Origin of the sequence: Phytobacter sp. V69, from assembly GCF_965644215.1 — a bacterium.
In the GTDB taxonomy this organism is placed as follows: domain Bacteria; phylum Pseudomonadota; class Gammaproteobacteria; order Enterobacterales; family Enterobacteriaceae; genus Phytobacter.
In genome coordinates this window covers 1-13,312 of the sequence record NZ_CBFFRL010000027.1, presented here as the reverse complement: position 1 = coordinate 13,312, position 13,312 = coordinate 1, and the positions used below count along the sequence as shown (strand labels likewise).

The following is a 13,312-nucleotide window of genomic DNA, read 5'->3' as shown; positions in this document are numbered from 1 at the left end:
CTAGCCCGCTGCCCAAATCTCGGTGTGTTTTTGCACCAACCCGATCAGCGAGCCGCCGTCAGCGACAAAATCACGCATCATTTGTGCCTCGCTTTTTCCGCGTTTCACAAAATTCCGCAGTTCCGCAATTGCGCTGCCGCCGTTCAGTTTGTCCGTCCACGGGGCCATTTTTTCCAGCATCCTTTCAATATCGTCGGCGATATTGCGCTGCTCACCGGTGTGAACGTCGGTGATGGTGCCCTCCAGACCAAAGCGGCAGGCCTGAAAACGGTTGAATTTATACAGCAGGTAATCGCGCTCCTGGTGTTTGAACGGGCGTTCGGCCAGCAGCCAGTGTGCGATAGCCTGGATAAAGCCGGCGACATTAATGGCGTGCGACAAGGTCAGCGGCGTGTCCATCACCCGCACCTCGACGGTGCCGAAATGTGGACTGGGGCGAATATCCCAGTGCAAATCCTTAATGCTCTCAATCATGCTGGTGTAGCTCAGGCGGCGAAAAAGCCCTTCAAACTCCTGCCAGTTACTGACCCAGGGCATAGGGCCGTTATCCGGAAAGGCGGAAAAAATATTCAGCCGCGAAGAGGCGAAACGGGTATCGGTTCGCTGCATATAAGGAGAAGCGGCGCCAAGGGCAATAAAATGTGGCACAAAGCGTGATAGCCCATGGAGGAGATAGATGGCGTCGTCGCCATTCGGGCAGCCGATATGCACATGCTGACCGAAGACCGTTGCCTGCTGCATCAAATAGCCAAACATGTGCAATGTACGATGGTAACGCTCGTCATTGCTGATTTCCTGGCGCTGCCAGCTCTGAAACGGGTGCGTGCCGCCACCGCAAATCTGCACGTGATGTTTGCTTGCCGCCTGCAAAATGATCGTCTGCATGGCGGAAAACTGGTGCGCGGCCTGGTTGATATCGCGACAGACCCCCGTCGCGATCTCCAGCATGCTTTCGGTGATGTCGTGCTTAACCTCACCGGCTTTAACTTGCGCTTTTACCGCATCGATCAGGCGTGAGGAGTCCTGGCTGAGATCGTATCCCGGTGGGTTAACGACCTGCAGCTCAAGTTCAATACCCAGGGTGAAAGGGTCGGAAATATGAAAATCGGGTAGGGGCATGCTCGCATATCCTTGTGAGGTTTTCGGTAAGTATAGGCATGCCCCGTAAACCCGCTTTTAGGCGGGCTAACCGATTTGCTCCAGCTGTCCGCGCAGCACTTCAACGCCGGGCACGATGGCATCCGGATTGATGGCGTGAAATCCCATGCGGAAATAGTTATCCGGCGGGGCGTTATCGAGAAAATGCCGCGCCCCCGGTTCAATCAACACCCCTGCATGTGCCGCTCGCCAGGTGAGCTGTTGAGTGCTGATATGCTGCGGTGTACTCAGCCAGAAGGCGTTGGCGTGCTCGCTGCCGCCGAAGGTTTGGCATTCGGGCAAAAATCTTTGCAGCGCGTTGTGTAAGGTATCCCAACGGCGGGCAGAGTCTTCGTGGTAGCGGCGCAGGTGTGTCTCGTAATGGCCCTGGGCCAGAAAATGGGCCATCTGATATTGAATATTGGTTGGCGGATGGCGATACACCAGGCGGCGCAGGGCGCGCGCTTCGTCGATAATTTCCGGAGCGGCCACCATAAAACCGAGTCGCAGGCCCGGTGAGAGCGCTTTCGACAGGCTGCTGACATAGATAACGCGCCCGCTGCGGTCGCTGGCTTTCAGCGCCGGTAACGGGTTTTGCGTGAAGTTACTTTCCGAGTCGTAGTCATCTTCAATGATCACCGCGTCATGCCGCGTGGCGTATTCCAGCAGTTGTACCCGGCGCGCTTTACTCATGGTGACGCCCGTCGGCACCTGGTGGCCCGGTGTCACGTAGTAGTAATCGCAGGGCGTTTCATCCAGCACAATACCTTCTTCATCAACCGGATGCGGAACGATATGGGTATCGTTCAGCAGGAAGGTATTGATTGCTTCACGGAAGCCCGGGTTTTCGACCGCCACGCGCGTCTGTCGTGACATCAACAGGCGGGTCAGCAAATAGAGGGCGTTTTGTGAACCCAGCGTGATGAGGATTTCGTCCGGTGCGGCGACGATGCCGCGTTTGGGCAGCACGCGAGTACGGATCTGCTCAATCAGCATCGGCACATCCTGATCGATATGATCGATAACCCAGGACGGGTCACGCACGCCACCGTGTAGCCAGTTCGCAGCGGCACGCCAGAACGCGAGAGGGAACTGTTGGGTATCCGGCTGGCCGTAAATAAACGGGTAGCGATAGTGCATCCAGCCTGCGGGTTTGAGGATGGATTCCTGCTGGCTGGGCGCGATCTGCAGGCGGTTGCTCCATTGTGGTGCAGCGCTTTCGCATTCAGGTGCAGTTTGTAACACGTTTTGACCGGCGTGGTAGTAATCCGGGTGCAGGTAATACCCGCTGCGCGGGCGGCTGACCAGGTAGCCTTCGTTGACCAGGCTTTCAAACACCAGCGCCGTGGTATTGCGAGAAACATTAAGCTGACCAGCCAGTTGGCGACATGAAGGAAGGGGCGTTTGCGCCGGAAAGATGCCGCTCAGGATGGCGTTAATCAACGATTCACGCACCTGTTCCTGTAACCCACGCTGACCATCAAAATTGACATGCAAAAGGTGACGAATCATGACGCACTCCGCTGGAAAAGACATGGATATATTTGAGCAAATTCCATACCAGCTTCGTGTTATCTGACACATTCATTTGCCGAAACTGGCTCTATTCAGAAATCAAAAAGGCTCCCTATTGTAAAAACGCAGTCACAAAAGAGCGGTCAAGAAACGCAGTCGGCATATTTATTGCAATAACCCCAGTACGTCTGGGATGAACCTTTCTGGCATATTTAATTAAGGGTAGAGAGATGAAAAAAGTATTCGGCAAATATTGTCTTGCAGCCATGTTCACTTTGGCTTTTTCTTTACACGCAGTCGCAGCGGATTTACCCGAAATCGAAAAGTCTGGCACCTTGAAAGTGGCGACCGAAGATGACTATGCGCCGTTTAACTTTATGAAGGATGGTAAATCGGAAGGGTTTAACAAGGATATGCTCGACGAGTTGCGTAAATACGCAAAATTCAATATCAACCAAAGTATTTTACCCTGGACGGGTCTGCTCGCTGCCGTGTCTACCGGGCAATACGATATGGCGTTAACCGGTGCGGTGATTACCGATGAACGTCTCAATGTCTTCAATTTTACTCCGCCGTGGGCCTCTGCTCAGCATTATTTCGTGAAGCGTGCGGATGACAAAACATTAAATACCATCGCCGATTTGAGCGGTAAAAAAGTGGGTGTTCAGGCGGGCAGCGCATTGCTGGCACGTTTGCCGGAACTGAAAGCGATGCTGGAGAAAGTCGGCGGCAAACTGGGCCCGGTTGTAGAGTATCAATCTTACCCGGAAGCCTATGCTGACCTCGCCAACAAACGCGTTGATTACGTGATTAACGTGGTTATCTCCGTCAACGACCTGGTGAAAGCCAAGCCGAAAGTCTTTGCCAAAGGGCTGCCGGTGTCTGGCCCTGGCTACATGGCATGGCCTATCTCCAAAAGCTCCCCGGAATTGCTGGCGTTCATGACCAAGTTTATGAACCACATGACCGAAACCGGCAAGCTGGCTGAGCTGCAGAAAAAATGGTTCGGTGAAACCTACGATCTGCCGAAAGAGCCGATCACCAGTGCCGATCAGTTCCACAAGTTAGCTGGTTTATAAGTTCATTGCGGCGGGCAACCGCCGCCTGTTAAAGAAGGAGGGCACCATGGATTCAATGGCATGGCAGTTATTAATTGAAGGCGCATGGACGACCCTCTGGATTTCGAGCGTGGCTATCGCGTTCGGGGTGGTCATCGGTCTGGTGATCGCCTTTATCCGTATGATGAAAATCCCGGTCCTCGACCAGGTGCTGGTGGTCTATATCAGTCTGGCGCGCGCCACACCGCTGGTGACGCTGGTTCTGTTCCTGTTCTTATCGTTGCCGACGCTGGGGATAAACCTGGATAAAACGGCGGCGGCGATTGTGGCGTTAACCCTGAATACCTCGGCGTTTAATGCCGAAATCTGGCGTAACGCATTTCGTAACTTCCCCCGCGAACAGCGGGAAGCGGCCGAGTCAGTTGGCATGCGGCGCTGGACCTATTTCCGCTACATCATGCTGCCGCAGATGTGGATCGAAAGCCTGCCTGCGCTGGTTAACGAAATGTCCTTCCTGATTAAAGGCAGCCCGGCGATCGCGATAATCGGTGTGGTAGATCTGACCCGCGTCACCAATCGTATTTCATCGGTGACCTATGAACCCCTGTCTCCCATTCTGGCGGCGGGACTGCTCTACGTCATCATTATCGGCCTGTTGCTGAAATTGCAGGGCATGGCGGAACGTAAAGCGAAGCGCCTGGCGCGATAATAGCAGGAGGATTTATGAGTCAGTGGGGTATTGTCTGGTCAGCGCGCGAGAGTTTTTTAAGCGGCCTGCTGTCGACGCTTGAGTTGTTTATTATTGCAGCGGTTATCGGTTTATTTATCGGCATCTTGCTGTGCTACGTTATGGAATACCAAAATCGCGTTATTGACAGAATTATTATTGCCTTTGTCAGCCTGATGCGTGCCGTTCCTTTTTTGATTCTGGCTTATTTACTTTATTACGGTCTGCCGCAGTTGGGTATTAGTATGGAAGCCTGGACTGCCGGTTTGTTAGCGCTGGTGATTTATCACGGTGCCTACTTTTTCGAAATATTACGTAGCCAGCGAAGGATATTTTCCGCCGGTTATATCGAAGCGGCCATGTCGCAGGGTTTCTCCCGCTATAAAATCTTTCAGCGTATCGTCCTGCCCAATATTTTCTCTTCCGCGTTGCCGCTGATGGGCAACCAGTTAATTATCTGTCTGAAAGACACGGCCTTCCTGTGCATTATCACCGTTCAGGAGATTACCGCCGCCGCGAACAGCGTTCAGTCAACGTACTTTATTCCGTTTAACGCCTTTATCGTCGCCATCGCGCTGTACTGGGGCATCAGCATTTTGCTTGAGTTGCTGATTAAACGGCTAAGCCAATATGGAAACAAGAGAGGAATGACCCATGCCTGAACAAAGTGCGGTTAGCGTTAAGAACCTGTCTAAGCAGTTTGATAACGTCGAAGTGTTGCGTGATATCAACCTGACGGTGGAGAAGGGCACGGTGGTTAGTATTCTCGGTTCGTCCGGTTCGGGGAAATCAACCTTATTGCGCTGCATGAACTGGCTGGAGCAGCCGGATCGCGGCGAAGTGCGCATCAGCGGCCAGCGCCTTGGCGTGGACGATGCCTCGGGCAGGGCCATGTCGCACAAAGAACTGTCAAAAATCCGTGAACGCGTGGGGATGGTGTTCCAGAGCTTTAACTTGTGGCCGCATCTAACGGTGCTGCAAAACGTCACCGAAGCGCTGATTCATGTGAAAGGCATGAAGCGGGATGCCGCCGACGAGATTGGTCGCCGCCAGTTAGATAAGGTTGGGATGAGTCATAAAACGGATGTGTATCCGATTACCCTTTCCGGTGGGCAGAAGCAGCGTGTGGCGATTGCCCGTTCGCTGGCAATGTCGCCCGAGGTGATTTTGTTTGATGAACCGACGTCAGCGCTGGACCCGGAACTGGTGAATGAAGTGCTGGGGGTAATGAAAAACCTCGCCGCCGAAGGCTATACGATGGTGGTGGTCACGCACGAGATGGATTTTGCTCGCCAGGTATCGGACGAAGTGGTGTTTTTAGAGAAAGGATTGTTGATCGAGAAGGCGTCACCAGAGAAGTTCTTTACTAACCCGGATTCAGACCGCGTACGCAAGTTTTTGCAGTCCAGCCGTTAATTTTCCCTCCTTTTTGTAGCCCCGGTACGCGTCGCGCCACCGGGGAACACAAATCCCGGATGCGGCGTAAACGCCTTATCCGGGCTACGACTGACTCTCAATGCAAATGTCTACGCAAGTTTGCTCCCTCTCCCGGTGGGAGAGGGTTGGGGTGAGGGGAATTCCTGCGAAGGGGAAATATCAATCTCTGTCGATGGCAAACGGCTGCCAGGCCTGGCGCACTGGCATCACTTCCACGCGGTTAATATTCATATGATCAGGCAGCGTCGCGACGTAGAACATCTGTTCGGCGATATCCTGCGCGCTGAGCGGCGTAGTGCCACGGTATAAGTTATCGGATGCCGCCTGATCCCCTTTGGTACGCACCAGCGTAAATTCTGTCTCCGCAATGCCCGGTGCAAGGTCGGTGACGCGCACGCCCGTACCCAGTAAATCGCAGCGTAGGTTATAGCTAAACTGCTTCACAAACGCTTTGGTTGCGCCATAAACGTGGCTACCCGGATATGGCCACTGCCCGGCAATCGACCCGATATTGATGATACTCGCGCCTGCGCCGTGATTAATCAGCGTGGGTAGCAGCGCGTGAGTCACATTGACCAGCCCGGTGACGTTGGTATCGATCATCGTTTGCCAGTCGTCCAGATCGACTTTCTGCGCAGGCTGCGGCGCAAGGGCCAACCCGGCGTTATTGATAAGCGTGGTGATATCGGCGAACGCGGGTGGGAGTGCGGCAATGGCCTGTTTGACGGCGTCTTTATCACGTACGTCCAGCTCAATGATGTGGACGGGAACCTCGGCGGCCAGCGAATCCTGCAAGGCTTCAAGGCGTGCCAGACGACGCCCGCTCAGTACCAGCGACCAACCTGCTTTGGCAAAGACCCGTGCGGCGGCTTCGCCGAATCCGGATGTCGCGCCGGTAATAAAGACCACTTTCTTTGCTGCTGTCATCTCTCTCTCCTGTGCTGGTTTCTTCCGCCACTATAAAAACGCGTGCGCAAGACAGACAGAGCCAGTTGATGGGTAAATTTGTGACACCTGTGTCACATGCCGCTAACAAGACTGGCTCTACCTCACGGTGAGTGGTGCACCGCATGATGGAATCAACAACAACGGTATGAAAGGAGCAGGGTATGAAACTGGCACTTCAGAGCGAGATGGCGATAACCAACGATGATGTACGTCAACTGGACCGTTCGTATGTGTTCCATTCATGGTCGATGCAAGGCAGCCTCAATCCGCTGGTGATCGCCGGTGCAAAAGGGTGCGAATTGTGGGATTACGATGGCAACACCTGGCTGGATTTCAGTAGCCAACTGGTAAACGTCAATATCGGCTATCAGCATCCGCGCGTTCTGGCGGCGATGAAGGCACAGCTGGAAGATTTGACGACAATCGCGCCGGCAACGGCAAACCTCGCGCGCGGTGAAGCGGCAAAACGCATTGTTGACCTGGCACCCGAAGGCTTTAGCAAAGTGTTCTTTACTAACGCCGGGGCTGACGCCAATGAAAACGCCATGCGTATGGCGCGTATGTACACCGGGCGCGACAAGATCTTTTCTGCCTACCGTTCCTACCACGGGAATACCGGTAGCGCCATTGTGGCCACGGGCGACTCCCGTCGTATACCGAATGAATATGCTCGTGGGCACGTTCACTTCTTTAACCCGTATCTCTATCGCAGCGAATTTAACGCCACGACCGAGGAAGAAGAGTGCCAGCGCGCGCTGGCGCATCTGCGCCGGATGATTGAATGCGAAGGGCCAAATTCTGTGGCTGCCATCCTGCTGGAGTCCGTACCGGGCACCGCCGGGATTCTGGTACCACCAAAAGGCTATATGAAGGGTGTACGTGCGCTGGCGGATGAATTCGGCATTGTGCTGATTGTCGATGAAGTGATGGCCGGTTTTGGCCGCACCGGTAGCTGGTTTGCCTTCGAGCAGGATGGCATTGTTCCCGATCTCATCACCTTTGCCAAAGGCGTTAATGCGGGTTACGTACCGGCGGGCGGCGTCATTATTTCCGAGAAAATCTCGCACTACTTTGATGACCACTTCTTTGCAGGCGGCCTGACCTATTCCGGCCATCCGCTGGCCATGTCGGCGATTGTCGCCACGCTGGATGCGATGAAAGATGAAAAAGTTGTCGAGAACGCGGCGACGGTCGGTGACGGTGTGTTGCGTGCTGGCCTGACATCACTGGCGCAGAAACATGCGTTGATCGGCGATGTGCGTGGGCGTGGTATGTTCCAGGCGCTGGAACTGGTTACTGACCGCGTGGCGAAAACGCCGGTGGCGGCGGCTGATATGGCGGCGATCAAAGGTGCGTTGCTCAAAGCGGGCATTTTGCCTTTTGTCGTCGAAAACCGTATTCACGTGGTACCGCCGTGCACCATGAGTGCCACGGAAGTGCAAAAAGGGCTGGCGATTTTTGATGCTGTACTCGGTGAGTTTGGCAGCCTGGCGAAGTAATTTTCATCCAGTAAACGTTTTCTGAAAAACGCGTTTTACTGGATATTAATACAGTTTTTTTTATCGTATGCAGGGATGTAAGTGGGTAGCATTCTCGCGGGTGCCTGAGGCTTTCTGAGTCAGGCATTTGCAGGGTTCAGAAAGGTGAAAGCCCCAGGAGATAGTGTTATCAACCTGAGGCTTACATCCAAACCCTGAACAAGTTGGATGTTAGTCTCTTTTTTGCACGGAGGCAATGACATGCTAACGAAGTACGCCCTTGTTGCGATCGTTTACAATCAATAAGTTGCAGATTTTTTAAATCGAGACATCGGGCGTTTTCGCTGCAGACAGTTTTGACACGGACAGCGCGGAAAAACCGGAGCGTACACGAAGTACGTGAGGATTTTGAGCACTGCCCTGGTCAAAAATGGCAAAGAAGATAGCCCGATGTTTTGATTTTAAGCTGGTCTCGCGAACAACCGAAGAAGTAGCTGACTTGCGGGGAGCAATCCCCGCAAATCATCTTGTCAGGTTGGAACCTCACGCACCCAAACTCTTCTCACTTAGCTCATCCGATGCTCACCACGCGCCAGCGCATCCCGGTCAAAAAAGCGTTCGATTTTGCCGTTCGCCATAAAGGCGGCACGGTCAGACATATGTGCGATGACATCCGCATCATGGCTAACCAACAAATAACTCATATTGTGCTGGGCTTTCAGTCGATTCAGTAAGTTGAGGATCTCTGCCTGAATTGACATATCCAGTGCCGAGGTCGGTTCATCAAGCAGAAGAATTTGCGGGCGTAATAGCAGCGCCCGGGCGATGGCCACGCGCTGACGCTGTCCTCCGGAGAGCTGATGCGGGTAGCGTTTGGCAGAATCTGCAGGCAGGCCCACCTGCTCAAGCGCCGTGCTCACACGTTGTTCTACCTCTTTCTCGAGGTGAATCTGTAGGGGTTCCGCGAGAGTGCGGTACAGCGTATGGTTAGGATGCAGTGAAGCATAAGGATCCTGAAAGACCATTTGCACGTTGCGTCGCAATGCACCCTGGTAACGTACGCCCGCTTTTATGTCAGAGCCGAATAATGACACTTCACCGCGCCATTCTCGCTGCAATCCTGCCAGTACGCGCATCAGCGTGGATTTACCACAGCCTGATGCGCCAATGAGGCTAAACGTCTCGCCCTGTTCGAGGCTAAAGCTGGCATCGCGGACGACGGTTTTTTCCCCGAAGCTTACCTCGAGATGGCGAATTTCAGCGATGGCCATGGTCTGACTCCGTAAAGATTTGGCTGCGGTCTAACGTCGGGAGCATCTGACCATAGGTCTGCGCCTGTGGACGACAGGTCCACAGCGTGCGTGTGTAAGGATGCGAGGAGTTGGGCAATTCGCTGGCGGGCATTTCATCCACTTTTTGCCCCTGGTACATCACCAGCACGCGATGGCAATGCTGTGCAACCAGCGGCAAATCGTGGCTGATAAGCAGCATGGCCATTTGCCGCTGCTCACACTGTGCCACCAGCAGTTCAAGGATTTGATTGCGCAGACGCGCGTCCAGAGCCGAGGTGGGTTCGTCTGCAATCAGCACCTGCGGGTCGTTAACCAGGGCGATGGCAATCATCACGCGCTGCCCCATCCCACCGGAAAGCTCGCCGGGGTAACGTTGCAATACCGCCGGTTCCAGCTCGACGGCGCGCAATGCCTCGTTTATTTTTTCCAGCCGCTGTTTGCGGTTCAGGCGCTGGTGGAGCGTCAGGGCTTCATCCAGTTGAGCAAACACGGTCTGTACCGGATTCAGCGCATAGCGCGGGTCTTGTAGTACCATCGCGATGCCATTACCGCGCAGCGCACGCCACGCTTTATTATCCATGGTCAGTAAATCATGCCCGGAGATGCTCAGTTCACTGGCGCTGACTTTTCCCGGTTTGCGTACCAGCCCCATCAGGGCGCGGGCGGTCATGGATTTGCCGGAGCCGGATTCACCCACCAGCGCGAGGCGTTCATTTCCCAGCGTGAAGTTCAGGTTATTGACCACGCGGGCACCGGGATAATCAACATTAAGCTCCGATACAACGATCCGTTTTTCAGTCATGGTGTGGCTCCAGTACATCACGCAGGCCATCGCCCAGCAGGTTAAACGCAAGGCTTGCCAGTAAAATAACCGCACCAGGTGCGGCGGCAATCCACCACTGATCGAAGATAACCTGCATGCCATCGGCGATCATGGCCCCCCATTCCGCCATCGGCGGGCGAGCACCAAGACCTAAAAAACCCAGTCCAGCGGCGGCGAGGATAATGCCCGCCAGATCCAGCGCCAGACGCACAATTGCCGACGGCAGGCAGAGCGGCAGAATATGCCCCAGCAACAGTCGCCAGCCGCGTATCCCCATCATTTCTGCCGCTGCCAGATAATCACTGTGTCGAAGTCGCTGGATCTCGCTGCGTGCCTGACGTGCATAGGCAGGCCAGGTCGTCAGCGCGAGGGCGAGTGCACCGTTGACGAGACCCGGGCCAAGCATGGCGACAAATGCGAACGCGAGGATCAGGCGCGGCATTGACATGACCACATCGGTAAAGCGCATCAGCACACGTTCCAGCCAGCCACCGTAATAGCCGGACAAAATGCCGATCAGCAGACCGGCAGGCAGCGTGATGACCGTCACCAGGGCGACCAGCCCCAGCGCCGGGCGTGTGCCGTAAATGAGCCGTGACAGCAGATCACGACCGTAGCTGTCAGTCCCCAGCCAGTGTGCGCCGGAGGGCGGCTGCAATCGCGACGCCGCATCCTGCCAGTTGGGGTCTTGCGGTGCCAGCCACGGAGCCAGTACGGCAACCAACAGCAATAACACCACGATAATCAATCCGCTAAAACCCGCAGGAGAATGGCGCAGACGGCGTAAAAAGAGAGTCGTCGGCATCAGCGAATCCTCGGGTCAGTGAGCCGGACCAGCAGGTCGGCGAGGTTATTTATCAGGACAAAGCAGACACCGATAATCAGCGTACCGCCCATGATCGCCGTGGTATCACCGGCAAACAGCGCGGTCGTGAGATAGCGGCCAATACCCGGCCAGGAAAAGACGGTTTCTGTCAGCACTGCGCCTTCCAGCATGCTGGTATACGACAGCGCGACCACGGTCAGGAGCGTACCGCGAATATTCGGCAGGACATGGTGCAGCATTATCGTCATCTCGCCAGCGCCTTTCGCACGTGCCAGCAAAATGTACTCTTTATTCATTTCCCCAAGGCAGGCCGAGCGGGTCAGGCGGGTGATACTGGCCAGAGAATAATAGGCGAGCAGGGTCACCGGGAGCACCATATGACTCAAGGAATTTCTGAATGCCTTACTGTCTCCGGAAAGCAAGGTATCAATAAGCACAAAGCCGGTCTTCGGGATGACGGTGTACTGATAAATATCGTCAAGTCTGCCGGGGCCTGCGCTCCATTGCAGGTTAGCGTAGAACAATGCCAGCATTAACAGACCGAGCCAGAAAATGGGGACGGAGTTACCCAGCAGGGTAAAGGTGCGCACGGCCAGGTCCAGTGGGGAACCGGCAAAACGGGCGCATAGCACGCCAGCGATAATGCCAAGTGCCGTACCGATAACCAGTGCCAGGGTGGCCAGTTCCAGCGTGGCAGGAAACGCCGAGAGCAGATCCTGCAAGACCGGTTGTCCGGTGGCGCTGGCGGTGCCTAAATCACCGTGAGAAAGGCTGACTAAATAATGCCAGAATTGCACAGGCAGCGGTTGATCCAGCCCGAGCTGGTGGCGGACCTGGTCGTAGGTCGACTGGCTGGCGTGGTCGCCGACAATTTGCAGCACGCGGTCAACGGGCGATAGCGCAGAGAGTGAAAAGGTAACCAGTAGCAGACCAAACAACGTCAGGGCGAGGGTTATCAGGGTCTGGACGGCCCGTAACAGCCTGGGTGAGATGTGGGACATGACTAACTCTTAATGGCATCGTTCTGAAATGATAACCCTCTCCCGCAATGAGAGAGGGTCATAAGGTGCAATCGCGAAAGCTTACTTCGTCACGCGGTCATACCACACCATATCCGCATTTAACCCTTGCTGGTAGCCTTTCACATTATCACGCACCACGATTTGCGTTTTCCCTTGATCAACAAAGATATAAGGGGATTTGTGCTGCAACTCTTGCTGCATTGTTTTGTACAGTTCCAGACGTTTGGCGGCGTCCGGCTCGGCAACAGCCGCAAGTGTTGCTTTGCTTAATTCCGGGATCTGCCAGCCATTTAACCCGGCAACAGTGCTGGATTTACCGTCATTGTAGGCGAAGGCGCTGGCGTTCGAGTGGGCGTCGAAGTAGTCCGGGATCCACAAACGAATCGCTGCCTGATGCTGTTTGGCACGCACGCACGCATACACCTGGCTACCCGCTGCGGGTAACAGATCGACCTTCACGCCGCCCTGGGCAAAACTGGCCTGCATCGACTGGGCGATGGTAATGAACGGCGGTTTGTTTTCCACATCCAGCGTGAAGTGCGCATCTTTGATACCCGCTTTGGCGAGGATCGGATTAATTTTTTCCGGATTTTCGCGGTCGGGCTGGACGAGGCGTTCATAAAGGCTGGGTACGGTCTGAATACTGGAAAGCTCATTGGCCTCTGCCGGGTCCAGGCTGACAATATCGTCGAGCCCTTGTGCAACAACCAGCGTATCCGGTGGTGTCGTAGCATAACTGGTGGCAGAGAGCAGTGTCATGATGACGAGGGGCAGCAGTTTTTTGGCCATATGAGGTCCCTGTAGCGTTGATTTTTACCCTAAATAATTTGAGTTGCAGGCAGGCGGCAACGCAGCGAACTCCAGGAGCTTACTCTGGTAAGTGACTGGGGTGAGCGAGGAGAGCCAACGCACATGCAACGTAAAGTATGACGGGTATAGTGTGATTATTTTGTATCGTTAAATTAGATAGTATCGTCACAAGATTTTAGCCCAGAGAGCGATGCATCTGATCTGGACGGCAGCGAGAAATGAGGCCGTATTTTTTGCGT

At 54.5% G+C, this 13,312-nt stretch carries 13 protein-coding genes; 5 read left to right on the top strand and 8 right to left on the bottom strand.

All coding sequences use genetic code 11. The features are described 5' to 3' along the window. On the bottom strand, positions 1-1,119 hold the full coding sequence (locus ACSZPU_RS05865) for a YbdK family carboxylate-amine ligase (protein WP_498996468.1): 1,119 nt from the start codon (positions 1,117-1,119) through the stop codon (positions 1-3). Between the two features lie 66 nt (positions 1,120-1,185). Further along, positions 1,186-2,649: a MocR-like pyridoxine biosynthesis transcription factor PdxR gene (gene pdxR, locus ACSZPU_RS05860; protein WP_498996466.1), complete on the bottom strand. Its 1,464-nt coding sequence runs from the start codon at positions 2,647-2,649 to the stop codon at positions 1,186-1,188. A 233-nt stretch (positions 2,650-2,882) separates the two neighbouring features. Here pdxR and ACSZPU_RS05855 point away from each other — a divergent pair, with 233 nt between their 5' ends. From ACSZPU_RS05855 to ACSZPU_RS05840, 4 genes are read left to right on the top strand one after another with little or no spacing between them, the layout of a single operon-like run. Further along, positions 2,883-3,731, top strand: coding sequence for a transporter substrate-binding domain-containing protein (locus ACSZPU_RS05855; RefSeq protein WP_041852217.1), 849 nt, complete (start codon positions 2,883-2,885; stop codon positions 3,729-3,731). Positions 3,732-3,777: 46 nt separating this feature from the next. Next, on the top strand, positions 3,778-4,419 hold the full coding sequence (locus ACSZPU_RS05850; RefSeq protein ID WP_498996464.1) for an amino acid ABC transporter permease: 642 nt from the start codon (positions 3,778-3,780) through the stop codon (positions 4,417-4,419). A 14-nt stretch (positions 4,420-4,433) separates the two neighbouring features. Beyond that, complete coding sequence (locus tag ACSZPU_RS05845; protein ID WP_498996462.1) at positions 4,434-5,099, top strand: amino acid ABC transporter permease; 666 nt, start codon at positions 4,434-4,436, stop codon at positions 5,097-5,099. After that, positions 5,092-5,853, top strand: a complete 762-nt coding sequence (locus tag ACSZPU_RS05840) for an amino acid ABC transporter ATP-binding protein (protein ID WP_498996460.1) — start codon at positions 5,092-5,094, stop codon at positions 5,851-5,853. The genes ACSZPU_RS05845 and ACSZPU_RS05840 overlap by 8 nt, the downstream gene beginning before the upstream one ends. Positions 5,854-6,033: 180 nt before the next feature. Here the strand turns inward: ACSZPU_RS05840 and ACSZPU_RS05835 are convergent, their stop codons facing one another. Beyond that, positions 6,034-6,801, bottom strand: a complete 768-nt coding sequence (locus ACSZPU_RS05835; RefSeq protein ID WP_498996458.1) for an SDR family NAD(P)-dependent oxidoreductase — start codon at positions 6,799-6,801, stop codon at positions 6,034-6,036. A 182-nt stretch (positions 6,802-6,983) separates the two neighbouring features. Here ACSZPU_RS05835 and ACSZPU_RS05830 point away from each other — a divergent pair, with 182 nt between their 5' ends. Then, positions 6,984-8,321 carry an aspartate aminotransferase family protein gene (locus tag ACSZPU_RS05830; RefSeq protein ID WP_498996455.1) on the top strand — a complete coding sequence of 446 codons (1,338 nt, stop codon included), beginning with the start codon at positions 6,984-6,986 and terminating at the stop codon, positions 8,319-8,321. 545 nt (positions 8,322-8,866) lie between these two features. Here the strand turns inward: ACSZPU_RS05830 and ACSZPU_RS05825 are convergent. The 5 genes from ACSZPU_RS05825 to ACSZPU_RS05805 all read right to left on the bottom strand — a co-directional run bounded on the left by ACSZPU_RS05825 (position 8,867) and on the right by ACSZPU_RS05805 (position 13,022). Further along, positions 8,867-9,571 carry an ABC transporter ATP-binding protein gene (locus ACSZPU_RS05825; protein WP_498996452.1) on the bottom strand — a complete coding sequence of 235 codons (705 nt, stop codon included), beginning with the start codon at positions 9,569-9,571 and terminating at the stop codon, positions 8,867-8,869. Continuing rightward, positions 9,558-10,394, bottom strand: a complete 837-nt coding sequence (locus ACSZPU_RS05820; protein ID WP_498996450.1) for an ABC transporter ATP-binding protein — start codon at positions 10,392-10,394, stop codon at positions 9,558-9,560. The genes ACSZPU_RS05825 and ACSZPU_RS05820 overlap by 14 nt, the downstream gene beginning before the upstream one ends. Beyond that, complete coding sequence (locus tag ACSZPU_RS05815; RefSeq protein ID WP_498996448.1) at positions 10,387-11,220, bottom strand: ABC transporter permease; 834 nt, start codon at positions 11,218-11,220, stop codon at positions 10,387-10,389. Before ACSZPU_RS05815 ends, ACSZPU_RS05820 begins: the two co-directional genes overlap by 8 nt. Further along, on the bottom strand, positions 11,220-12,242 hold the full coding sequence (locus ACSZPU_RS05810) for an ABC transporter permease (protein WP_498996445.1): 1,023 nt from the start codon (positions 12,240-12,242) through the stop codon (positions 11,220-11,222). Before ACSZPU_RS05810 ends, ACSZPU_RS05815 begins: the two co-directional genes overlap by 1 nt. Before the next feature lie 81 nt (positions 12,243-12,323). Continuing rightward, on the bottom strand, positions 12,324-13,022 hold the full coding sequence (locus ACSZPU_RS05805) for an ABC transporter substrate-binding protein (protein WP_498996507.1): 699 nt from the start codon (positions 13,020-13,022) through the stop codon (positions 12,324-12,326). Between the last annotated feature and the right edge of the window lie 290 nt (positions 13,023-13,312).

Excerpts from the sequence above, each read along its gene's own strand:
- ACSZPU_RS05865 (WP_498996468.1), bottom strand. The coding sequence starts at position 1,119 with ATGCCCCTACCCGATTTTCATATTTCCGACCCTTTCACCCTGGGTATT.
- pdxR (WP_498996466.1), bottom strand. The coding sequence starts at position 2,649 with ATGATTCGTCACCTTTTGCATGTCAATTTTGATGGTCAGCGTGGGTTA.
- ACSZPU_RS05855 (WP_041852217.1), top strand. The coding sequence starts at position 2,883 with ATGAAAAAAGTATTCGGCAAATATTGTCTTGCAGCCATGTTCACTTTG.
- ACSZPU_RS05850 (WP_498996464.1), top strand. The coding sequence starts at position 3,778 with ATGGATTCAATGGCATGGCAGTTATTAATTGAAGGCGCATGGACGACC.
- ACSZPU_RS05845 (WP_498996462.1), top strand. The coding sequence starts at position 4,434 with ATGAGTCAGTGGGGTATTGTCTGGTCAGCGCGCGAGAGTTTTTTAAGC.
- ACSZPU_RS05840 (WP_498996460.1), top strand. The coding sequence starts at position 5,092 with ATGCCTGAACAAAGTGCGGTTAGCGTTAAGAACCTGTCTAAGCAGTTT.
- ACSZPU_RS05835 (WP_498996458.1), bottom strand. The coding sequence starts at position 6,801 with ATGACAGCAGCAAAGAAAGTGGTCTTTATTACCGGCGCGACATCCGGA.
- ACSZPU_RS05830 (WP_498996455.1), top strand. The coding sequence starts at position 6,984 with ATGAAACTGGCACTTCAGAGCGAGATGGCGATAACCAACGATGATGTA.
- ACSZPU_RS05825 (WP_498996452.1), bottom strand. The coding sequence starts at position 9,571 with ATGGCCATCGCTGAAATTCGCCATCTCGAGGTAAGCTTCGGGGAAAAA.
- ACSZPU_RS05820 (WP_498996450.1), bottom strand. The coding sequence starts at position 10,394 with ATGACTGAAAAACGGATCGTTGTATCGGAGCTTAATGTTGATTATCCC.
- ACSZPU_RS05815 (WP_498996448.1), bottom strand. The coding sequence starts at position 11,220 with ATGCCGACGACTCTCTTTTTACGCCGTCTGCGCCATTCTCCTGCGGGT.
- ACSZPU_RS05810 (WP_498996445.1), bottom strand. The coding sequence starts at position 12,242 with ATGTCCCACATCTCACCCAGGCTGTTACGGGCCGTCCAGACCCTGATA.
- ACSZPU_RS05805 (WP_498996507.1), bottom strand. The coding sequence starts at position 13,022 with ATGACACTGCTCTCTGCCACCAGTTATGCTACGACACCACCGGATACG.